At 58.4% G+C, this 21,108-nt stretch carries 15 protein-coding genes, 2 tRNA genes and 3 rRNA genes; 3 read left to right on the top strand and 17 right to left on the bottom strand.

Annotated features, from left to right (window positions below):
• Positions 1-92 precede the first annotated feature (92 nt).
• The 14 genes from rrf to mrcB form a co-directional block, all read right to left on the bottom strand.
• Positions 93-208: ribosomal RNA gene (gene rrf / locus PspTeo4_RS25435) — 5S ribosomal RNA — on the bottom strand.
• Positions 209-338: 130 nt separating this feature from the next.
• Positions 339-3,230 (bottom strand): 23S ribosomal RNA (locus PspTeo4_RS25430).
• Between the two features lie 238 nt (positions 3,231-3,468).
• Positions 3,469-3,544 (bottom strand) — tRNA-Ala (locus tag PspTeo4_RS25425).
• A gap of 6 nt (positions 3,545-3,550) precedes the next feature.
• Positions 3,551-3,627 (bottom strand) — tRNA-Ile (locus tag PspTeo4_RS25420).
• Positions 3,628-3,704: 77 nt separating this feature from the next.
• Positions 3,705-5,241: ribosomal RNA gene (locus PspTeo4_RS25415) — 16S ribosomal RNA — on the bottom strand.
• Together the 16S, 23S and 5S rRNA genes with 2 tRNA genes alongside form the textbook arrangement of a ribosomal RNA operon.
• Positions 5,242-5,816: 575 nt before the next feature.
• Positions 5,817-6,428 (bottom strand): protein-methionine-sulfoxide reductase heme-binding subunit MsrQ, encoded by a 612-nt coding sequence (gene msrQ, locus PspTeo4_RS25410; RefSeq protein WP_322366485.1) that lies wholly within the window; start codon positions 6,426-6,428, stop codon positions 5,817-5,819.
• Positions 6,428-7,441, bottom strand: a complete 1,014-nt coding sequence (gene msrP, locus PspTeo4_RS25405; RefSeq protein WP_322366484.1) for a protein-methionine-sulfoxide reductase catalytic subunit MsrP — start codon at positions 7,439-7,441, stop codon at positions 6,428-6,430. The genes msrQ and msrP overlap by 1 nt, the downstream gene beginning before the upstream one ends.
• Positions 7,442-7,520: 79 nt before the next feature.
• Positions 7,521-8,366, bottom strand: a complete 846-nt coding sequence (gene pssA, locus PspTeo4_RS25400; protein ID WP_322366483.1) for a CDP-diacylglycerol--serine O-phosphatidyltransferase — start codon at positions 8,364-8,366, stop codon at positions 7,521-7,523.
• Between the two features lie 150 nt (positions 8,367-8,516).
• A complete protein-coding gene (gene ilvC, locus PspTeo4_RS25395; protein ID WP_003250043.1) occupies positions 8,517-9,533 on the bottom strand; it encodes a ketol-acid reductoisomerase in 1,017 nt (338 codons plus the stop codon).
• Positions 9,534-9,588: 55 nt separating this feature from the next.
• On the bottom strand, positions 9,589-10,080 hold the full coding sequence (ilvN, locus tag PspTeo4_RS25390; RefSeq protein ID WP_008096911.1) for an acetolactate synthase small subunit: 492 nt from the start codon (positions 10,078-10,080) through the stop codon (positions 9,589-9,591).
• Position 10,081: 1 nt separating this feature from the next.
• Entirely contained in the window at positions 10,082-11,806 is a 1,725-nt protein-coding gene (locus PspTeo4_RS25385) for an acetolactate synthase 3 large subunit (RefSeq protein WP_322366482.1), read from the bottom strand.
• Positions 11,807-12,214: 408 nt separating this feature from the next.
• Positions 12,215-12,547, bottom strand: a complete 333-nt coding sequence (locus PspTeo4_RS25380) for a YqcC family protein (protein WP_322366481.1) — start codon at positions 12,545-12,547, stop codon at positions 12,215-12,217.
• Positions 12,547-13,347 (bottom strand): tetratricopeptide repeat protein, encoded by an 801-nt coding sequence (locus PspTeo4_RS25375; protein ID WP_322366480.1) that lies wholly within the window; start codon positions 13,345-13,347, stop codon positions 12,547-12,549. The genes PspTeo4_RS25380 and PspTeo4_RS25375 overlap by 1 nt, the downstream gene beginning before the upstream one ends.
• A 15-nt stretch (positions 13,348-13,362) precedes the next feature.
• Positions 13,363-15,684, bottom strand: coding sequence for a penicillin-binding protein 1B (gene mrcB, locus PspTeo4_RS25370; protein ID WP_322366479.1), 2,322 nt, complete (start codon positions 15,682-15,684; stop codon positions 13,363-13,365).
• Between the two features lie 116 nt (positions 15,685-15,800).
• Between mrcB and PspTeo4_RS25365 the strand changes: the two genes are divergently transcribed.
• From PspTeo4_RS25365 to PspTeo4_RS25355, 3 genes are all read left to right on the top strand, one after another.
• The gene (locus PspTeo4_RS25365) at positions 15,801-17,363 is read left to right on the top strand and encodes a bifunctional aminoglycoside phosphotransferase/ATP-binding protein (protein WP_322366478.1); all 1,563 of its coding nucleotides are present in this window, start codon (positions 15,801-15,803) and stop codon (positions 17,361-17,363) included.
• A 99-nt stretch (positions 17,364-17,462) separates the two neighbouring features.
• Entirely contained in the window at positions 17,463-17,810 is a 348-nt protein-coding gene (locus PspTeo4_RS25360; RefSeq protein WP_322366477.1) for a pentapeptide repeat-containing protein, read from the top strand.
• A 153-nt stretch (positions 17,811-17,963) separates the two neighbouring features.
• On the top strand, positions 17,964-18,242 hold the full coding sequence (locus PspTeo4_RS25355) for a TfoX/Sxy family protein (RefSeq protein ID WP_012312680.1): 279 nt from the start codon (positions 17,964-17,966) through the stop codon (positions 18,240-18,242).
• Between the two features lie 192 nt (positions 18,243-18,434).
• Here PspTeo4_RS25355 and PspTeo4_RS25350 read toward each other — a convergent pair whose 3' ends face one another.
• Genes PspTeo4_RS25350 through PspTeo4_RS25340 form a run of 3 tightly spaced genes read right to left on the bottom strand, consistent with a single transcriptional unit; the run spans position 18,435 to position 21,085 of the window.
• On the bottom strand, positions 18,435-19,322 hold the full coding sequence (locus tag PspTeo4_RS25350) for a ChaN family lipoprotein (protein WP_322366476.1): 888 nt from the start codon (positions 19,320-19,322) through the stop codon (positions 18,435-18,437).
• Positions 19,323-19,334: 12 nt separating this feature from the next.
• Positions 19,335-20,102: a heme ABC transporter ATP-binding protein gene (locus PspTeo4_RS25345; protein WP_322366475.1), complete on the bottom strand. Its 768-nt coding sequence runs from the start codon at positions 20,100-20,102 to the stop codon at positions 19,335-19,337.
• A complete protein-coding gene (locus PspTeo4_RS25340) occupies positions 20,102-21,085 on the bottom strand; it encodes an iron ABC transporter permease (protein WP_322366931.1) in 984 nt (327 codons plus the stop codon). Before PspTeo4_RS25340 ends, PspTeo4_RS25345 begins: the two co-directional genes overlap by 1 nt.
• Between the last annotated feature and the right edge of the window lie 23 nt (positions 21,086-21,108).

Below are 21,108 nucleotides of genomic sequence, written 5' to 3'. Positions count from 1 at the left end.
GACGCGTAATGGCCGTAGATAAGGGAGATGTTTGTGCGCCAGAAAGACAAAACCCCTACCTGCATACGCAGATAGGGGTTTTGCGAAATGAATCTTGACGATGACCTACTCTCACATGGGGAAACCCCACACTACCATCGGCGATGCATCGTTTCACTACTGAGTTCGGGATGGGATCAGGTGGTTCCAATGCTCTATGGTCGTCAAGAAATTCTGTAGCCAGAATGTCTTAGGAACACTCTTGGCGAATTCGGATATGTGAATTTGTGATGTTGCGAATTTTCGGTTCTTTCGTCTTCACCACCGCAATCTGCGTCAGCAAATTGCTTGGGTGTTATATGGTCAAGCCTCACGGGCAATTAGTATTGGTTAGCTCAACGCCTCACAGCGCTTACACACCCAACCTATCAACGTCGTAGTCTTCGACGGCCCTTTAGGGGATTCAAGATCCCAGTGAGATCTCATCTTGAGGCAAGTTTCCCGCTTAGATGCTTTCAGCGGTTATCTCTTCCGAACATAGCTACCCGGCAATGCCACTGGCGTGACAACCGGAACACCAGAGGTTCGTCCACTCCGGTCCTCTCGTACTAGGAGCAGCCCCTCTCAAATCTCAAACGTCCACGGCAGATAGGGACCGAACTGTCTCACGACGTTCTAAACCCAGCTCGCGTACCACTTTAAATGGCGAACAGCCATACCCTTGGGACCGGCTTCAGCCCCAGGATGTGATGAGCCGACATCGAGGTGCCAAACACCGCCGTCGATATGAACTCTTGGGCGGTATCAGCCTGTTATCCCCGGAGTACCTTTTATCCGTTGAGCGATGGCCCTTCCATACAGAACCACCGGATCACTAAGACCTACTTTCGTACCTGCTCGACGTGTTTGTCTCGCAGTCAAGCGCGCTTTTGCCTTTATACTCTACGACCGATTTCCGACCGGTCTGAGCGCACCTTCGTACTCCTCCGTTACTCTTTGGGAGGAGACCGCCCCAGTCAAACTACCCACCATACACTGTCCTCGATCCGGATAACGGACCTGAGTTAGAACCTCAAAGTTGCCAGGGTGGTATTTCAAGAATGGCTCCATGAGAACTGGCGTCCCCACTTCAAAGCCTCCCACCTATCCTACACAAGCAAATTCAAAGTCCAGTGCAAAGCTATAGTAAAGGTTCACGGGGTCTTTCCGTCTAGCCGCGGATACACTGCATCTTCACAGCGATTTCAATTTCACTGAGTCTCGGGTGGAGACAGCGCCGCCATCGTTACGCCATTCGTGCAGGTCGGAACTTACCCGACAAGGAATTTCGCTACCTTAGGACCGTTATAGTTACGGCCGCCGTTTACCGGGGCTTCGATCAAGAGCTTCGCTTGCGCTAACCCCATCAATTAACCTTCCGGCACCGGGCAGGCGTCACACCCTATACGTCCACTTTCGTGTTTGCAGAGTGCTGTGTTTTTAATAAACAGTCGCAGCGGCCTGGTATCTTCGACCGGCATGGGCTTACGGAGCAAGTCCTTAACCCTCGCCGGCGCACCTTCTCCCGAAGTTACGGTGCCATTTTGCCTAGTTCCTTCACCCGAGTTCTCTCAAGCGCCTTGGTATTCTCTACCCGACCACCTGTGTCGGTTTGGGGTACGGTTCCCAGTTATCTGAAGCTTAGGAGCTTTTCTTGGAAGCATGGCATCAACCACTTCGTCGCCTAATAGCAACTCGTCATCAGCTCTCGGCCTTGAAATCCCGGATTTGCCTAAGATCTCAGCCTACCACCTTAAACTTGGACAACCAACGCCAAGCTGGCCTAGCCTTCTCCGTCCCTCCATCGCAATAACTGGAAGTACAGGAATATTAACCTGTTTTCCATCGACTACGCTTTTCAGCCTCGCCTTAGGGACCGACTAACCCTGCGTCGATTAACGTTGCGCAGGAAACCTTGGTCTTTCGGCGTGGGAGTTTTTCACTCCCATTGTCGTTACTCATGTCAGCATTCGCACTTCTGATACCTCCAGCAAGCTTCTCAACTCACCTTCACAGGCTTACAGAACGCTCCTCTACCGCATCACCAAAGGTGATACCCGTAGCTTCGGTGCATGGTTTGAGCCCCGTTACATCTTCCGCGCAGGCCGACTCGACTAGTGAGCTATTACGCTTTCTTTAAAGGATGGCTGCTTCTAAGCCAACCTCCTAGCTGTCTAAGCCTTCCCACATCGTTTCCCACTTAACCATGACTTTGGGACCTTAGCTGACGGTCTGGGTTGTTTCCCTTTTCACGACGGACGTTAGCACCCGCCGTGTGTCTCCCATGCTCGGCACTTGTAGGTATTCGGAGTTTGCATCGGTTTGGTAAGTCGGGATGACCCCCTAGCCGAAACAGTGCTCTACCCCCTACAGTGATACATGAGGCGCTACCTAAATAGCTTTCGAGGAGAACCAGCTATCTCCGAGCTTGATTAGCCTTTCACTCCGATCCACAGGTCATCCGCTAACTTTTCAACGGTAGTCGGTTCGGTCCTCCAGTCAGTGTTACCTAACCTTCAACCTGCCCATGGATAGATCGCCCGGTTTCGGGTCTATACCCAGCGACTAAACGCCCTATTAAGACTCGCTTTCGCTACGCCTCCCCTATTCGGTTAAGCTCGCCACTGAATATAAGTCGCTGACCCATTATACAAAAGGTACGCAGTCACCTAACAAAGTAGGCTCCCACTGCTTGTACGCATACGGTTTCAGGTTCTATTTCACTCCCCTCTCCGGGGTTCTTTTCGCCTTTCCCTCACGGTACTGGTTCACTATCGGTCAGTCAGTAGTATTTAGCCTTGGAGGATGGTCCCCCCATGTTCAGACAAAGTTTCTCGTGCTCCGTCCTACTCGATTTCATTGATAAGAGATTTTCGTGTACGGGGCTATCACCCACTATGGCCACACTTTCCAGAGTGTTCCACTAATCTCAAACCAACTTAAGGGCTGGTCCCCGTTCGCTCGCCACTACTAAGGGAATCTCGGTTGATTTCTTTTCCTCAGGGTACTTAGATGTTTCAGTTCCCCTGGTTCGCCTCTTGCACCTATGTATTCAGTACAAGATAACCAGCTTATGCTGGCTGGGTTCCCCCATTCAGAGATCTCTGGATCACAGTCTGTTTGCCGACTCCCCAAAGCTTATCGCAGGCTACCACGTCTTTCATCGCCTCTGACTGCCAAGGCATCCACCGTATGCGCTTCTTCACTTGACCATATAACCCCAAGCAATCTGGTTATACTGTGAAGACGACATTCGCCGAAAATTCGCATGTTGCTCAATTAAGAGCAGAACTCACAAATTTTACCTTAGCCTGATATCCACCAGTGAAAGTGGTTATCAGTCTATATCTATCACATATCCGAATTTTTAAAGAACGATCTGACAAAAGTCAGAAATCAACATTCATTCACGAATGTTCATTTCTAAGTTCTGATCAAGGTACAGCGAAGTGGTGGAGCCAAGCGGGATCGAACCGCTGACCTCCTGCGTGCAAGGCAGGCGCTCTCCCAGCTGAGCTATGGCCCCGCATATTGGTAGGTCTGGGCAGATTTGAACTGCCGACCTCACCCTTATCAGGGGTGCGCTCTAACCAACTGAGCTACAGACCTATATAGGGTCTTGATCGTCTTCTACAATGAATCAAGCAATTCGTGTGGGAGCTCATCAGTAGGCTGATGTCGTCGATTAAGGAGGTGATCCAGCCGCAGGTTCCCCTACGGCTACCTTGTTACGACTTCACCCCAGTCATGAATCACACCGTGGTAACCGTCCTCCCGAAGGTTAGACTAGCTACTTCTGGTGCAACCCACTCCCATGGTGTGACGGGCGGTGTGTACAAGGCCCGGGAACGTATTCACCGCGACATTCTGATTCGCGATTACTAGCGATTCCGACTTCACGCAGTCGAGTTGCAGACTGCGATCCGGACTACGATCGGTTTTGTGAGATTAGCTCCACCTCGCGGCTTGGCAACCCTCTGTACCGACCATTGTAGCACGTGTGTAGCCCAGGCCGTAAGGGCCATGATGACTTGACGTCATCCCCACCTTCCTCCGGTTTGTCACCGGCAGTCTCCTTAGAGTGCCCACCATAACGTGCTGGTAACTAAGGACAAGGGTTGCGCTCGTTACGGGACTTAACCCAACATCTCACGACACGAGCTGACGACAGCCATGCAGCACCTGTGTCAGAGTTCCCGAAGGCACCAATCCATCTCTGGAAAGTTCTCTGCATGTCAAGGCCTGGTAAGGTTCTTCGCGTTGCTTCGAATTAAACCACATGCTCCACCGCTTGTGCGGGCCCCCGTCAATTCATTTGAGTTTTAACCTTGCGGCCGTACTCCCCAGGCGGTCAACTTAATGCGTTAGCTGCGCCACTAAAATCTCAAGGATTCCAACGGCTAGTTGACATCGTTTACGGCGTGGACTACCAGGGTATCTAATCCTGTTTGCTCCCCACGCTTTCGCACCTCAGTGTCAGTATCAGTCCAGGTGGTCGCCTTCGCCACTGGTGTTCCTTCCTATATCTACGCATTTCACCGCTACACAGGAAATTCCACCACCCTCTACCGTACTCTAGCTCGCCAGTTTTGGATGCAGTTCCCAGGTTGAGCCCGGGGCTTTCACATCCAACTTAACGAACCACCTACGCGCGCTTTACGCCCAGTAATTCCGATTAACGCTTGCACCCTCTGTATTACCGCGGCTGCTGGCACAGAGTTAGCCGGTGCTTATTCTGTCGGTAACGTCAAAACAGCAAGGTATTAACTTACTGCCCTTCCTCCCAACTTAAAGTGCTTTACAATCCGAAGACCTTCTTCACACACGCGGCATGGCTGGATCAGGCTTTCGCCCATTGTCCAATATTCCCCACTGCTGCCTCCCGTAGGAGTCTGGACCGTGTCTCAGTTCCAGTGTGACTGATCATCCTCTCAGACCAGTTACGGATCGTCGCCTTGGTGAGCCATTACCTCACCAACTAGCTAATCCGACCTAGGCTCATCTGATAGCGCAAGGCCCGAAGGTCCCCTGCTTTCTCCCGTAGGACGTATGCGGTATTAGCGTTCCTTTCGAAACGTTGTCCCCCACTACCAGGCAGATTCCTAGGCATTACTCACCCGTCCGCCGCTGAATCAAGGAGCAAGCTCCCGTCATCCGCTCGACTTGCATGTGTTAGGCCTGCCGCCAGCGTTCAATCTGAGCCATGATCAAACTCTTCAGTTCAATACTGCTTGGGTTTTTAAGAAACCCTAAACTTGGCTCAGCAATCTCAAATGACTATGTGATTTCTCGCATGGCCACTTGTGATGCTGATAATCTTTGTGACTATCAGTCCGTACTCACAAGCACCCACACGAATTGCTTGATTCAATTTGTTAAAGAGCGTTTGGCTAAGAGTGTTTCGTCTCAACCGAGGCGCGCATTCTACGCTTTCCTCATTTGCTGTCAAGTGTTTATTTTGAAGTTTTTTTGCGAGAAACTCGTTTAGCTTCAAACACTTGGCTCGCTGCGATCTCTCGTAGCGGGAGGCGAATAATACAGCGTTTAAATTCGCTGTCAACTGCCTTTTTCACCGCTGCCGATCAGTAGATCGAAGCACTTCCGGGATCTTCCGAACCGCTTAACTCGTTGAATCTCAAGGAGTTTTGCGTTCCGTTGTCGCTGGAAGTGGGGCGCATTATAAGGGGATTCGAAAGCCCGTCAAGCCTTAATGTTCATTAAATTGAAATAACCGCAAAACACACCGCGTTATGGCTGCCAGGTGCTCGCCACAACACCTTCTGCGCCCCACCCGACAATCAAACCACCCTCCCCGCCCTGCGAACAACCCGAGGAAGCACCCGCGCAACAACAGGAATCCGCAACACCATCAGCAAACCACCCACCGCCGCATAGATCGCCCACTCCCGCAAATCCGAGCGCACAATCCACAGAAAGTGCAGCAACCCCAAGCCAAGAATCACATACACCAGCTTGTGCAACTTCTTCCAGCGCGCGCCCAGCCGACGCTGGCTATACCGATTGGACGTGACCGCCAGTGCCAGCAACCCCAGAAACCCGAGCGCGCCCACAATAATGTAAGGACGCTTGCGCAGCTCGACAGCAAACTGCCCCCAATCGAGCCCCAAAATGAAGAACAGATAGCAAAGGATATGCAGCACTATATAAGCAAAGCACCACAGCCCAAGCTGCCGGCGCACCACAATCCAGCCGGACCAGCCTGTCAGCTTCTGCAGCGGGGTCATGCTCAAGGTAACAAGCAAGAAAGTCAGCGCCCCAAGCCCCAGGCGATCCATCATGATCTTGCCAGGGTCCGGCCCCAGCAGGTTCATCGCGGCCTCATACAGCCACCATGCCGGAAGCAGACTCCCCACGATAAAGATGGCAAGGCGTAACCAGGGATAACGCATCAATAGTTCTTCCGCAGATCGAGTCCGGCATACAGCGACGCCACCTCATCAGCATAGCCATTGAACATCTGTGTCTCCCGCACATTGGGACTGAACAAACCGCTGGGCAGCCGTCGCTCACGCGCCTGACTCCAGCGCGGATGGTCGACCGTCGGATTCACATTGGCATAGAAACCATACTCATCCGGTGCCAGCCCTTCCCACGTGGTCTGCGGCTGCTCCGCCACCAGGCTGATGCGCACGATCGACTTGATGCTCTTGAACCCATACTTCCACGGCACCACCAACCGCAATGGCGCGCCATTCTGGTTCGGCAGCTCCCGGCCATACATGCCTACCGCCAGGATAGCCAACGGATGCATCGCTTCATCCAGGCGTAGCCCTTCCCTGTAGGGCCAGTCGATCAAGGCGAAGCCCGAACGCTGCCCCGGCATATGCTCTGGGTCCTTCAAGGTCTCGAAGCGTACATAGCGAGCCTTCGAAGTCGGCTCGACCTGCTTGAGCACCTGCGCCAGAGGAAAGCCTAACCAGGGAATGACCATCGACCAGGCCTCGACGCAGCGCAGCCGGTAGATACGTTCCTCAAGCTGATAGGGTTTGACGAAGTCTTCCAGCGCATAGCGCCCCGGCTTGCCCACCTCGCCATCGACCACCACCGACCAGGGTTCGGTCTTCAGGCTATCGCCGTTGGCTGCCGGGTCACCTTTGTCAGGCCCGAACTCATAGAAGTTGTTGTAATGGGTGGCATCCTTGAACGGCGTGATCGCCTCATCCTTCACCGTAACTGCCTGCCAGCGCGTGGCTGCAAGCTTGTCGGCGAACCATGCTGGCGCAGCACCGGCCTGCACATCGGCGTATCGGGAGACTTCAATTGCCGCCGCTCCACTCGGGAGCGCACTCAGGGCAAGACCTGCAAGGGAACCCCCGAGCAGAGTACGACGGGAAAGGTAGATACCTTCTGGGGTGATCTCCGACGCCTTGCACTCGGAAGACCTGGGAAGCTTGATGAGCATGGGCGGCTCCACAGCACTGGATAACGGATGTACCAGTAAGACTATGGAGCCGGAGGGTTATTCCATCATTAAATCCTGGTCAGGATTTACGACGGCGCAGCAAGAACTGGATGGGTCCCGAAGCCGCATAGGCAAGGAAGATCAGCAGCAGGATGCGTGGCGGGTCGCTGAACACGACGGCAAACACCAACACCACCGCCAGGATCGCGACGAACGGCACGCGCCCCTTGAGGTCCAGCTCCTTGAAGCTGTTGTACTTGATGTTGCTGACCATCAGCATGCCCGCGGCGGCCACCAGCAGCGCCACCAGGAATGACAGCTTCGAGCCTTGGATACCGTAGTCGCTGAAGGCCCACACAGTACCGGCGACCACACCAGCGGCAGCTGGGCTGGCCAAGCCGATGAAGTAGCGCTTGTCGGCAGTACCGACCTGGGTATTGAAGCGCGCCAGTCGAAGTGCCGCGCCAGCCACATAGATGAAGGCGACCATCCAGCCGACCTTGCCCATGTCACCCAGTGCCCAGCCGAACGCCAACAGCGCTGGTGCCACGCCAAAGGCAACCATGTCCGACAACGAGTCGTACTCGGCACCGAAGGCACTCTGGGTATTGGTCATGCGCGCCACTCGGCCGTCGAGGCCATCGAGCACCATGGCAACGAAGATGGCGATGGCGGCAAAGGCAAAGTACTTGCTCGCCTCACGCGGGTCACCGGCACTCAGGGCGCTCTGCGCGCTCATCGAGCTGATGATGGAATAGAAACCGGCGAACAGGTTGGCAGTGGTAAACAGGTTGGGCAGCAGATAGATGCCGCGATGACGCACCTTGCGCCCTTCGGCGTCATGCCCTTCTTCAACGTGCTCATCGACAGGTAGCAGGCTTTCGGCGTCGGAGGGCTTGTTCGGCTCTTCGGGACGTTCGCTCATGGAGGGTACCTTGCAACAGGATGGAAAATGTTCGACACGGGCCTGCAAAACAGGTTCTGACAGCAAGCCACTGGTCTGCTTTATACCAGAAGCTGGCTGCACAAACGAAAAAACGCGGCCGAAGCCGCGTTTTTCATCTTTCGATAAGACTTAGTTCTTGGTCTTGTCGACGATCTTGTTAGCCGAGATCCAAGGCATCATCGAGCGCAGTTGCTCACCGATGATTTCGATGCCGTGGGCAGCGTTGTTACGACGCTTGGCGGTCATCGATGGGTAGTTGGTAGCGCCTTCGGAGATGAACATCTTCGCGTATTCGCCGTCCTGGATGCGCTTCAGAGCGTTGCGCATGGCCTTGCGGGATTCTTCGTTGATGACTTCTGGGCCGGTGACGTACTCACCGTACTCGGCGTTGTTGGAGATCGAGTAGTTCATGTTGGCGATACCGCCTTCGTACATGAGGTCAACGATCAGCTTCAGCTCGTGCAAGCACTCGAAGTAGGCCATTTCCGGCGCGTAGCCAGCTTCGACCAGGGTTTCGAAACCGGCTTTGACCAACTCGACGGTACCGCCGCACAGAACAGCCTGCTCACCGAACAGGTCGGTTTCGGTCTCGTCCTTGAAGGTGGTTTCGATGATGCCGGTACGGCCGCCGCCAACGCCCGAAGCGTAGGACAGAGCGACGTTCTTGGCGTTGCCCGAGGCGTCCTGGTAGATAGCGATCAGGTCAGGGATACCGCCGCCTTTGACGAACTCGGAGCGAACGGTGTGGCCCGGGGCCTTCGGCGCGATCATGATCACGTCCAGGTCGGCGCGAGGAACGACTTGGTTGTAGTGGATCGAGAAGCCGTGGGAGAAGGCCAGGGTGGCGCCCTTCTTGATGTTCGGCTCGATTTCGTTCTTGTACAGAGCGCCCTGGAACTCGTCCGGGGTCAGGATCATGACCAGGTCGGCAGCAGCGACGGCGGTAGCAACGTCGGCAACTTTCAGGCCGTGGGCTTCTGCCTTGGCAACGGTAGCCGAGCCTTTACGCAGACCGACGGTAACGTCTACACCGGAGTCCTTCAGGTTGCACGCCTGAGCGTGGCCCTGGGAGCCGTAACCGATGATGGCGACTTTCTTACCTTGGATGATGGAAAGGTCGCAGTCTTTGTCGTAGAAAACTTTCATGGAAATACCCCTGGTTATATCTCGGCCCCTGCGGAGCCATCGCTAATTTTTGAATTTAGATGCTGAGCACTTTGTCGCCACGGGCAATGCCGGTAACGCCGCTGCGCACGGTTTCGAGAATCGATGCAGTGCCGATCGCCTGGATGAAGCTGTCCAGTTTGTCGCTGGTGCCGCTCAGTTGCACGGTGTACACGCTGGCGGAGACATCGACGATCTGGCCACGGAAGATGTCCGTGGTGCGCTTGATCTCGGCGCGCTGGGCACCGGTGGCCTTGACCTTGACCAACATCAGTTCGCGCTCGATGTGAGCACTTTCCGACAGGTCGACCAGTTTTACCACTTCGACCAGCTTGTTCAGGTTCTTGGTGATCTGTTCGATCACTTCGTCGTGGCCAACGGTGGTCAGCGTCAGACGCGACAGGGTCGGGTCTTCGGTCGGCGCCACGGTCAGGCTTTCAATGTTGTAGTTGCGCTGGGAGAACAGGCCGACCACGCGGGACAACGCACCTGGTTCGTTTTCCAGCAGCAGGGAGATGATGTGCCGCATATCAGGTACGCTCCGTCTTGCTCAGCCACATGTCACGCATCGAGCCATCCTTGATCTGCATTGGATAGACGTGCTCGGTACGGTCAACCGCGATGTCGATGAACACCAGGCGGTCCTTCATCGCAAAGGCCTCTTCCAGCTTCGGCTTGAGGTCCTTCAGGCTGGTGATGCGGATACCCACATGGCCATAGGCCTCGGCCAGCTTGATGAAGTCAGGCAGCGACTCGACATAGGAATGCGAGTGACGACCGTTGTAGGACATGTCCTGCCACTGGCGAACCATGCCCAACACCCCGTTGTTCAGGTTGACGATCTTCACCGGCAGGCCATATTGCATGCAGGTGGACAGCTCCTGGATGTTCATCTGGATACTGCCTTCGCCAGTGACGCAGGCCACGTCCTGATCCGGGAAGTTCAGCTTGACGCCCATGGCCGCCGGGAAACCGAAGCCCATGGTGCCCAAGCCGCCGGAGTTGATCCAACGATTCGGCTTGTTGAAGCGGTAGTACTGCGCCGCGAACATCTGGTGCTGACCCACGTCGGAGGTGACGAAGGCGTCGCCATTGGTCACTTCGCAGAGGGTCTCGATCACGGTTTGTGGCTTGATGACGCTGCCGTCGCCCTTGTCGTAAGGGAACAGGCCACGGTCACCGCGCCACTCGTCGATCTGCTTCCACCAGGCATCCATTGCGGCTTTTTCAGGCTGCTCGCCGATTTCCTTGAGGATGGTGAGCATCTCGCTCAGCACGCTGTCGACTGGCCCCACGATCGGCACGTCGGCCTTGATCATCTTGGAAATCGACGCAGGGTCGATGTCGATGTGAATGATCTTGGCGTTCGGGCAGAACTTGGCCGGGCCGTTGACCACACGGTCATCGAAGCGTGCGCCAACCGCAAGGATCACGTCGGCATTGTGCATGGCCATGTTGGCGGTGAAGCTGCCGTGCATGCCGAGCATGCCGAGGAACTGACGATCAGTACCTGGGAAGCCACCGAGGCCCATCAGGGTGTTGGTGACCGGCAGGTTCAGCGACTTGGCGATTTCGGTCAGGGCTTCGGAGCCACCGCCGAGAATCACACCACCGCCGGCGTACACGATCGGGCGCTTGGCGGCGAGGATCATCTCGGCTGCCTTGCGGATCTGGCCGGAGTGGCCACGTACAGCCGGGCTGTAGGAGCGCAGCTTGACCTTTTTCGGGTAGACGTATTCGAACTTCTCGGCCGGGTTGGTCATATCTTTTGGAATGTCGACCACGACCGGGCCAGGACGGCCGGATTGCGCCAGATAGAAGGCTTTTTTCAGAACTTCGGGGATCTCGGTAGCGTTCTTGATCATGAAGCTGTGCTTCACGATCGGCCGCGAGATACCGATCATGTCGGTTTCCTGGAAGGCATCGGTACCGACCATGGTGCTAGGCACCTGACCGGACAGGATGACCATCGGAATCGAATCCATATAGGCAGTGGCAATGCCGGTGATGGCATTGGTCGCACCCGGGCCGGAGGTTACCAGCACCACACCGGCCTTGCCGGTGGCGCGGGCGTAGCCGTCCGCCATATGGGTAGCAGCCTGCTCGTGACGAACCAGGATGTGCTCGACTTCCGGTTCTTTGAACAGTGCATCGTAAACATGAAGGAGAGCACCACCAGGGTACCCGTAGATGTGCTTAACGCCTTCGTCACGCAAGAAGCGGACGACCATTTCAGCGCCAGATAAAAGCTCCACGTTGTTCACCTCTAAAACGCCAGAATACCGTCCCTAGTGGACGGGTCTTAATAGGTTTACTGCCAAGCAGAGCATGAGCGAACGTCAGCACTGACTGAGCAAGTATTGGGAGCGCCCCAGAGTGTTGCGGGGTTTTCCCACCCAGCGCGAGGTAACGCGTTGCGGGGTGTAACAGGTCGGTGCGGGTGTGCACCTCATGATCTGCTTAGCGGGTCTGCTTCTGGCAGTCCCTCTACAGCGGAATCTGGATTCTTCTGATTCGGCGCCCACAAGTCAAGAAAAATTATTGCCAATTTTTCCGCAAGATGAATTTCTGCCACCACGAAAAACCGTGTCAGCAGCAGGAAAAATAAGATTTCCACAAAAAAGGGCCACAATCTGCGGCCCTTGAAGGAAAAAGAGAAGAAATCAGGCGGAAGGAGCGATCAATTGATCGAATGCTGCCAACAGACGCCGAAGCTCACGACTTTGCTCCGGGCGATCGACGAACACGGTTTCCGCCATTACCAGGATGCTCGAGGCATTGGGTAGCGGATGGCCAAGTTCGATGATGATCTTCATGCGGGGCAGAAAGATCCACTGCAGCCACTGCTCGAAGCTCAGCGTATCCACCGCGAACGGCACGGTGCTGGCCAATGCCTCATCGCTCGGCGGCTCGTCGCTCCACCAGCCCTGCACCTGCAACTCACGCTCGATGAGCAGCAGGTGGTCGGCGATATCGAGAATCCGTTGTTCCACCATCACCCGTTAACCCGTGCCTTTTGCCGCGCCAATGCCGCACCAGCGCTGTCGCCCTGCTTTTCACGGGCTTGGGCGATGGTGTTCCACAGTTCGGCTTGCAGGCTCGGACGACCGTTGGCGTAGCTCAGGCCACGACGCGCCAGCTGCTCGGCTTGGGCGGCATCGCCCTGGGACAGACGCACCTGGGCCAGACGGAACAGCACCTGCGGCTCACGCGGGGCAATGCGCTGGGCACGCTCCAGGCTGGAGGCAGCGCCATTGAAGTCGCCACTGCCCTGCTGCTGCTGGGCGGTAGTGAGCAATGCCAGCACCGGGCCGTCGAGCTGCTCGTCGGCCGACAGGCCACCCGCCGCACTGCTGCGCGGGATACCGGTCGGGGCGCTGGTAGCGCTGGAAGTACTGTTCATCGACGCGATGTCGAACGGCTCATCGGCAATCGGGTTGGGGTTGGTCGCGATCGGCGCGCTGCTGATCGGCCCGGTGCTGATCGGCCCGGTACTGATAGGGGAAGTGCTGATTGGCGCCGCCCCGGTCGCTGCCGGGAAAGTCTGGATAGGCGACGAACCTGCACCCTGCGGGATGACCACGGTCACACCGGAGTCTTCGGGCAACGATTGCGCCTGCGAGGTGCCACCGCTCATGCCAACCGCCGAACGGTTGGCAGTGATGCGCTCACTGTTGGACACGCGTGTGCTCGAGTCGACGACCGGGATATTGCCCCGCTGAACGCTGGAGCAACCCTGGAGCACAACCAGTGCCGTCACGGCAGGAAACCACCACTTTTTCACTTCACACCTCATCAATGCAGCCAGTGCTTAATTCATCCAGCCCTTGACCCAGTCCATGACCGACTCAACCGGATCCTGCTCGCCACCACAGGTCGCACCTGCGGGCGGCTCGCTTCCGCGAATATACGGCATCTGCACGGCTCCCGGACAGCTGCCGTCAGAACCTTGCCCGCTGTAGGGGTCGATCCAGGCCTGCACCACGTTGTCCGGTTGCGGCATGTCCAACGGCAGTGGGTCGGCCTTGCGCATGAAGCTGGTCCAGACCTGCAGGGCACCCGTGGCGCCGGTGAACGGCGTCTTGCCGTTATCGTCGCGGCCCAGCCAGACCACGGCCAGCAGGTCCTGGCTGAAGCCCGAGAACCAGCTGTCGCGCGAGTCGTTACTGGTGCCGGTCTTGCCGGCCAGGGTCAATGAACTTGGCAGTACGCTATAGACCGAACGGCCAGTACCTTCACGCATCACCCGCTGCATGGCGTTCTGCACCAGGTAGATAGAACCCGGGTCGAAAGTCTGCTGAATCTGGAACGGGTAGCGCTTGAGCGGTTCGCCTTCGGCCGTCAGCACGCTGCGAATACCGCGCATCGGGGTATTGAAACCACCGTTTGCGATGGTCTGGTACATGGTTGCCACCTGCATCGGCGACATGCCACCTGCGCCCAGCAACATCGACGGGAACGCAGGCCAGTCGACATTCACGCCCAGCCGCCCGATGGTCTTGATGACGTTCGGCACCCCGACTTCCAGGCCGATCTTGGCAGTCGACAGGTTGTAGGAGTTGGCCAGCCCCTGGTACAGGTAGATGGTGCCGTGGGGACGACGGTCGTAGTTCTGCGGTCGCCAGACCTGGCCATCGGCACCCTTGATCGAGAACGGCTCGTCCTGCACCCGGCTGGTCAGGGTGTACTTGGTCGGTTGCTCCAGCGCAGTCAGGTATACCGCCGGCTTGACCAGCGAGCCAATCGGACGCACCGCATCTATGGCACGGTTGAAGCCCGCAAAGCCTGACTGACGGCTACCGATCAGCGCCTGCACCTCACCGGTTTCCGGGTTGGTCACGACCATGGCCGATTCCACCTCGTCAGCGCCCTTGCGCCCGGCCAGGCGCTTGAAGGTCTCGCTCATCGCGGTCTCGGCCTTCATTTGCAGGATCGGGTCGAAGCTGGTGAAGATGCGCAGGCCTTCTTCGGTCAAGTCTTCGTCGCGGTAATCCTGGCGGAGCTGGCGTTTGACCAGATCGAGGAAGGCCGGGAACGAGCTGTCGGCCAGGCTGCCACGCTTGGTCACACCCAGCGGCATCTTCTTCGCCGCTTCAGCGACTTCCTTGCTCACCACGCCCTGTTCGGCCACCAAGTCGAGGACCAGGTTGCGACGGGCCAATGCACGCTCGGGGTAGCGACGCGGGTTGTAGTAGGACGGGCCCTTGACCATGCCCACCAACAAGGCGATTTGATGCAGCTTGAGCTCCGACAGCGGCTGGCTGAAGAAGAACTGGCTGGCCAAGCCGAAGCCATGCACGGCGCGCTGGCCATCCTGGCCGACAAACACCTCATTGAGGTACGCCTCGAGAATCTCGCGCTTGTCGTAATGCAGCTCCAGCAGCACAGCCATCATCGCTTCGGTCAGCTTACGGCTGAGGCTGCGCTCGCTACTGAGGTAGAAGTTCTTCACCAACTGCTGGGTCAGGGTGCTGCCGCCCTGGCGCATGGAGCCGGCTGCGGTGTTGACCCACATGGCCCGGGCGATGGACTTGGGCGATACACCAAAGTGACTGTAGAAATCGCGGTCTTCCGTGGCGACCAGGGTTTCTAGCAGGTACGGCGGCACCTGATCGATCTTGATCAGAATGCGGTCTTCGAGGTTCTTCGGGTAGATACCGCCGATCATCAGCGGCTCAAGGCGCACCACATCGAGCTTGCCGCCATTGGCGCCGGAAAGCCCCGCTACATAGTCACCGGAGAAACGCACGCGTACGAACTGCGCCGGTTCCATGCCCTCGTAGAACTGGAAGCCGCGGGTATTGAGGTCGACGTTGTTACCGTTCACCGCCGCCGCACCTGGGCCATTGGCGGCACTTTCACGCCGGTAGCCGAGCGCATCGAGTTCGGTGAGGAAGTCGTTCTTGCTCAGTTTCTGGCCGACGAACAGCTCCAGCGGCCGGGCATACACCTTGGCCGGGATGGTCCAGCGCTTGCCAGAGAACTTCTCCTGGACGACGGCATCGAGGTAAACCGCGAAGCCGGCGACGATCACCAGGCCGACCAGGCTGAGCTTCAAAGCCCAGCCCAGCCAGGCGCGGGAGCGGCTGTTCGGGCGTTTCTGGGGGGTACGGGGGTTTCGAGTTCGAGTCATGGCGGCGGATTATACGCACTTTGTTAAGGCTAGGCAGACGCCCTCTGGCGGTATGCAGGGACGGCACCATTGACCATAATGGCGCATTCGAATTCCCTGCCCCGGAAGGATTTCTCGTGAGCCAAGCCTTGATCAACGCCTTGCAGAACCCAGCCCTCTACCCTCATGCGGTGGATGGCTTCCAACTCATCGAGACGCATATCTCCTGGGTTCTGCTCACTGGCGAGTACGCCTACAAGGTCAAGAAACCGATGAACTTCGGCTTCCTCGACTTCACCAGCCTGGATCAGCGCCAGCATTTCTGTAACGAAGAACTGCGCCTGAACCAGCGCCTGACCGATGGTCTCTACCTTGAGGTCTTGCCGATCACCGGTACAGCCGAGGTGCCGCAAATCGGCGGCGATGGCCAGGCCATCGAATACGTCCTGAAAATGCGCCAGTTCCCGCAAGGCCAGATGCTCAACACCCTGCAGGCAAACGGCGAACTCAATGCCAGCCACATCGATCAGATGGCCCGGCAGATCGCCGAGTTCCACCTGCAGGCACCGAAAGTGCCGGTCGACCACCCGCTGGGCACCCCGGAAAGCGTGATGGCCCCGGTGGAGCAGAACTTCGAGCAGATCCGCCCGTTCCTCACCGACAAGGCCGACCTGCAACAACTGGATAACCTGCAGGCCTGGGCCCGCAGCAGCTTCGAGCGCCTGCACGGCCTGTTGCAGCAGCGCAAGGCCAATGGCTTCATCCGCGAATGCCACGGCGACATCCACCTGGGCAACGCCACCCTGATCGACGGCAAGGTGGTGATCTTCGACTGCATCGAGTTCAACGAGCCATTCCGCCTGACCGACGTCTACGCCGACGTCGGCTTCCTGGCCATGGACCTGGAAGACCGCGGCCTCAAGTGCCTGTCGCGCCGCTTCATCAGCCAATACCTGGAACTGACGGGCGATTACGCAGGCCTTGAGCTGCTCAACTTCTACAAGGCCTACCGTGCACTGGTCCGGGCCAAGGTCGCCTTGTTCAGCCTTTCGCCCGATGCCGATGGCGTTCAGCGCGCTACCACTCTGCGCACTTACCGCAACTACGCCAACCTGGCGGAAAGCTACAGCGCCATCCCCTCGCGCCTGCTGGCCATCACCCATGGGGTTTCGGCCGTGGGCAAGAGCCATGTCGCCATGCGCCTCGTCGAAGCCCTGGGAGCAGTCCGCGTTCGCTCGGACGTAGAGCGCAAGCGCCTGTTCGGTGAGCAGCAGGCAGCCCATGCCGGGCAGCAGAACTCCGGCATCTATGATCAGGACGCCAGCGTCGCAACCTACCAACGCCTGCATGAACTGGCGGCAACCATCCTGCGCGCCGGTTTCCCGGTTGTGCTCGATGCCACCTACCTCAAGCGCGAGCAGCGCCAGGCGGCAGCAGAGGTCGCCAGCCAGACCGGCGTGCCCTTCCTGATCCTCGACTGCCACGCCCCTGAGGCCGTCATCGCCAGCTGGCTGGAGCAGCGCCAGGCAGAAAACACCGACCCTTCGGACGCCACCCTGGAAGTGGTCAAGGCGCAACAGGCCAGCCGCGAGCCTCTGGACTCTCAAGAGCTGGTGCAGAGCACCCGGGTTGATACCCAGGACGCCAGCAGCATGGACCAGGTGATCGACCAGATCCGCCAACGCCTGCCAGGCCTGTAAGCCTTCAAGGCGTGAAGCAGTCGACAATTCGCGCCTGAAGTTCGGCGCCTCCAAAGTGATGGCATTACAATATCATCACAACCACAAGGAGGCGCCGTCATGAACCAGCCCCGCCAACTGGACAGTGCCCTGTATGCACTGATCCGCGATGAAAAGATCGCCGCATTCAACCGCGAGAAGCCCGCAGAGGGCCTGATCGACTTTCGCGGCGGAGATTTCCGCGGTTTGGACCTGCGCGAGCTGGACACCCGTGGCATCGACTTCACTGACGCCTACTTCCGCGCCGCCGACCTGCGCGGGCTGGACCTGCGCGACAACGGTCTGGAAGGCGCGAGCATCGCCTACGCCCAGATCTCTGGCACGTATTTTCCGTCGGAACTCAGCGCGGACGAAATTCTCATGTCAGCCAAGTTCGGCACGCGCATGCGCTATCGACCGAAAGCCTGAATCACCACTGGGGCTGGCGACAGCCCCAACTTTCGGGCATCTCGTCGGCCCCGATGGCAAAAGGCCGCGCATTTGCGAACCCCCGCTACACTCCTTTCTGACCTGCTCGCGATTTATCCCACAAGACCCGTTCAGCCATCGCAAGGAGGCTCGATGAACGATGAATTGCAGCATCTGAAGAATCTTGGCAAGACCTCCGCGCAGTGGTTGCATGCGGCCGGTATCCACAGTGCATCGGACTTGCGCCGCCTTGGCGCGGTGGGTGCGTACCAGGCCGTGAAAACGCGAGGATTCCGGGCATCGAAGGTGCTGTTGTACGCCATTGAAGGCGCACTCCTGGACATGCATTGGAACGATTTGCCGGCCGAGCGCAAGCAAGCGCTCAATCAACAACTGGATGCAAAATGCCCTGCGCAGAAAAATGCAAAATAAACGCACAAAGGGGATTGACTGTTAAATGAGAATCGTTATGATTATCACAACTGGTCGCGAGACTGGTTGGATAAACTGAAAGCCCCTGGTTCGGACTCTCAGATTATCTCCTCATCAGGCTAATCACGGTTATTGACCCGGCAATTTGCCGGGTCTTTTTTTGCCTGCGCACCAGACCACAACCGCCCATCGTTACCGGCGCAACGTAGCGCAGTAGTCCTGCTCAGGTACCGCGGCGGTGTACCACACGTAGTCGGCCATGCCGGCCGCCAGCGGCTCGCCCACCTCAGCCAGGATCAACACCTTGGTTTCCCCCCTCGCCCCCAGATCGGCCAGGTGCAATGGCACCCCCAGGTCCTTGCGTGCGTGATAGGCACCGGTCAGCAACATCGCAGGCTGCGGCGCACCGTTGAGTCGTTCGGCGATACGACGGTCGCGCTGCTGCTGAACAGCCAGCATCGCTGGCAGCTGGCTTTCCGGCAACAGCCCACAATGCCCTTCCCGCACCTGCTCGAGCAGCGCAGCCTTCACTGCCGGGCTGTTGGAGCGCGTGCCAGGCAATGGCTGCGGTTGGCGGTAGGCCTGGCGCATCTGCTCGGGCGAAAGGTTGGCCGCCAGCAAGGGAACATGCGCCTGCAAAGCCTCGCGTACGATTGGCCCGTACAAATCCCAGTCCCAGCCATCTTCCCAGGCCAATGCTTTCGCCAGGTCCTGAGGCAGTTGCGCTTGCTGCTGCACCGCATCAACCCGTGGTTGCTGGTCCGGTTGCAGCATCTCCAGCAACAGGCTGCCCTGGGGGCGCTGGGTCTGGACGGCGCGCAGCAGCCATAACTGCAGGGCGTGGTGGTCAGGGTTGTCGTGCTTCTCGCCCACGATCACACGCGGTGCGTCAGCCAGGCGCTGAACCAGTTGCTCGGGGCTGATCAACTGGCCGCTGGCCAGGTCGCGGATCTGCCCCAGCTGCGCACTGTCGCGCCCTTCACTGCTCTGCCAGGTGGGTAGCGCTGGCAGGCTGGCCTGGCACCCTCCCAACGCCAGCATCAGACAAAGCGAAACACCGGACAGCCATGGATGACGCATGCACAGAGCCTCCTAGCGAGTGATGATCAACGGGTGGCCCCGTTCCGGGTGTTCCTGCACGAGTACATCAATGCCGAACACCACCTTGAGCGCACCGGGTGTCAGCACCGCTTGCGGCTCGGCAAGCGCATGGCAGCGGCCCTGCTCCAGTAGCAGGATGCGATCACAATAGCGCGCCGCCAGGTTGAGGTCATGCAGGATCACCAGCACCGCAGCGCCGCGCTCGGCGAATGTGCGCACCGCTTGCAGCGTGGTGTGCTGGTGCAGTGGGTCGAGCATCGACGTCGGCTCGTCGAGCAGCAGCGTGGTTCCCGCTTCACCTGGCCATAACTGGGCCAAGACTCGCGCTAGATGAACCCGCTGACGCTCGCCCCCGGACAACGCCAGGTAACTGCGCTCGACCAGATGCCAGGCATCTGCCGCCCGCAACGCCGCTTCGACGATTTCCCGATCACGTTGCTGGCCGCTGGCGTGTGGCAAGCGCCCCATGCCAACCACCTCGTCCACGCGAAAGGCAAAACCCAGGCCCGACACCTGAGGCAACACCGCCAGACGCCGCGCCCGCTCCTGCCCCGCCCACGCGCTTAGCGCCCGCCCCCGTAGTGTCACCCGCCCCTGGCTTGGCGCCAGCTCGCCGCACAGCACGCCCAGCAGGCTGCTTTTGCCAGCACCGTTCGGGCCAAGCACACCGAGCACCTGGCCAGGTATCACGCTCAGGTGAATATCGCGTAACACTTCGTTGGCCCCACGCTGCAGATGCACGCCTTCGACTTCCAGCATCAGTGGCGCCCCCGAACCAGTAGAAATAGAAAGAACGGCGCACCGATAAACGCAGTGACAATACCAATTGGCAGTTCGGCAGGCGCCAATGCCAGGCGGGCGACCAGGTCAGCAAACAGCAACAGTGCCGCACCCGCCAACAGCGAGGCGGGCAGCAAGACACGATGATCAGGCCCGGCCAGCTGCCGCACCAAATGCGGTACCACCAGGCCAACGAAGCCGATCAGGCCAGCTGCTGCAACCGCAGCGCCGACCCCAAGCGCCGTGCAGATCACCAACTCGCGCTTGAGCCGCTCTACTTCGATGCCCAGATGCCGAGCCTCCGACTCCCCCAGCAGCAAGGCATTCAACGCCTGAGCCCGGCGCGGCAGCCACAGCGCGACAGCCGCCGCCACCAGCAACAGCGGCCACAGCCGCTCATAGCCGGCCCCGTTGAGGCTGCCCAGGTTCCAGAAGGTCAGCGCACGCAACGTGGCGTCATCGGCCAAGTAGCTGAACAGGCCCACCGCCGCCCCACCCAATGCGGTCATGGCAACGCCCGCCAATAGCATGGTGGCAACATTGGTTTGGCCATCTCGCCGCCCGAGCCGGTACACCAGCGCGGTGACTCCCAGCCCGCCAACGAAGGCACAGACAGACAGCAGATAAGGTGCAAGTGCCTCTGGCATGCCGCCCAGCCAGTTCCCACCTACGATCGCAACGGCTGCACCAACCGCCGCCCCGCTGGCCACCCCCACCAGCCCGGGGTCGGCCAACGGGTTACGAAACAAGCCCTGCATGGCCACGCCAGACAGCGCCAGCACTGCCCCCACGGCAAGGCCAAGCAAGGTACGTGGCAGGCGGATCTGGCCAAGGATCATTTCGGCCTGCTCCAGTCCCTCCCCCGCGATGGGCAGCCCGATCAGCCTGAGGCCAGCGCGCAGTGTGTCGAACAGCGGCAGGCTGACAGGCCCCAAGGCCAGCGAAAGCCAGATCGCCAGCACGCACAACACACCCAGGCAGATGA

Origin of the sequence: Pseudomonas sp. Teo4, assembly GCF_034387475.1 — a bacterium.
Taxonomy (GTDB): domain Bacteria; phylum Pseudomonadota; class Gammaproteobacteria; order Pseudomonadales; family Pseudomonadaceae; genus Aquipseudomonas.
The sequence above is the reverse complement of the archived record's forward strand: the minus strand, read 5'-3'. Positions and strand labels throughout refer to the sequence as shown.

What these genes read in the sequence shown, in the direction of transcription:
- msrQ (WP_322366485.1), bottom strand. Translation starts at nt 6,428, where the DNA reads ATGCGTTATCCCTGGTTACGCCTTGCCATCTTTATCGTGGGGAGTCTG.
- msrP (WP_322366484.1), bottom strand. Translation starts at nt 7,441, where the DNA reads ATGCTCATCAAGCTTCCCAGGTCTTCCGAGTGCAAGGCGTCGGAGATC.
- pssA (WP_322366483.1), bottom strand. Translation starts at nt 8,366, where the DNA reads ATGAGCGAACGTCCCGAAGAGCCGAACAAGCCCTCCGACGCCGAAAGC.
- ilvC (WP_003250043.1), bottom strand. Translation starts at nt 9,533, where the DNA reads ATGAAAGTTTTCTACGACAAAGACTGCGACCTTTCCATCATCCAAGGT.
- ilvN (WP_008096911.1), bottom strand. Translation starts at nt 10,080, where the DNA reads ATGCGGCACATCATCTCCCTGCTGCTGGAAAACGAACCAGGTGCGTTG.
- PspTeo4_RS25380 (WP_322366481.1), bottom strand. Translation starts at nt 12,547, where the DNA reads ATGGTGGAACAACGGATTCTCGATATCGCCGACCACCTGCTGCTCATC.
- PspTeo4_RS25375 (WP_322366480.1), bottom strand. Translation starts at nt 13,347, where the DNA reads ATGAGGTGTGAAGTGAAAAAGTGGTGGTTTCCTGCCGTGACGGCACTG.
- mrcB (WP_322366479.1), bottom strand. Translation starts at nt 15,684, where the DNA reads ATGACTCGAACTCGAAACCCCCGTACCCCCCAGAAACGCCCGAACAGC.
- PspTeo4_RS25360 (WP_322366477.1), top strand. Translation starts at nt 17,463, where the DNA reads ATGAACCAGCCCCGCCAACTGGACAGTGCCCTGTATGCACTGATCCGC.
- PspTeo4_RS25355 (WP_012312680.1), top strand. Translation starts at nt 17,964, where the DNA reads ATGAACGATGAATTGCAGCATCTGAAGAATCTTGGCAAGACCTCCGCG.
- PspTeo4_RS25350 (WP_322366476.1), bottom strand. Translation starts at nt 19,322, where the DNA reads ATGCGTCATCCATGGCTGTCCGGTGTTTCGCTTTGTCTGATGCTGGCG.
- PspTeo4_RS25345 (WP_322366475.1), bottom strand. Translation starts at nt 20,102, where the DNA reads ATGCTGGAAGTCGAAGGCGTGCATCTGCAGCGTGGGGCCAACGAAGTG.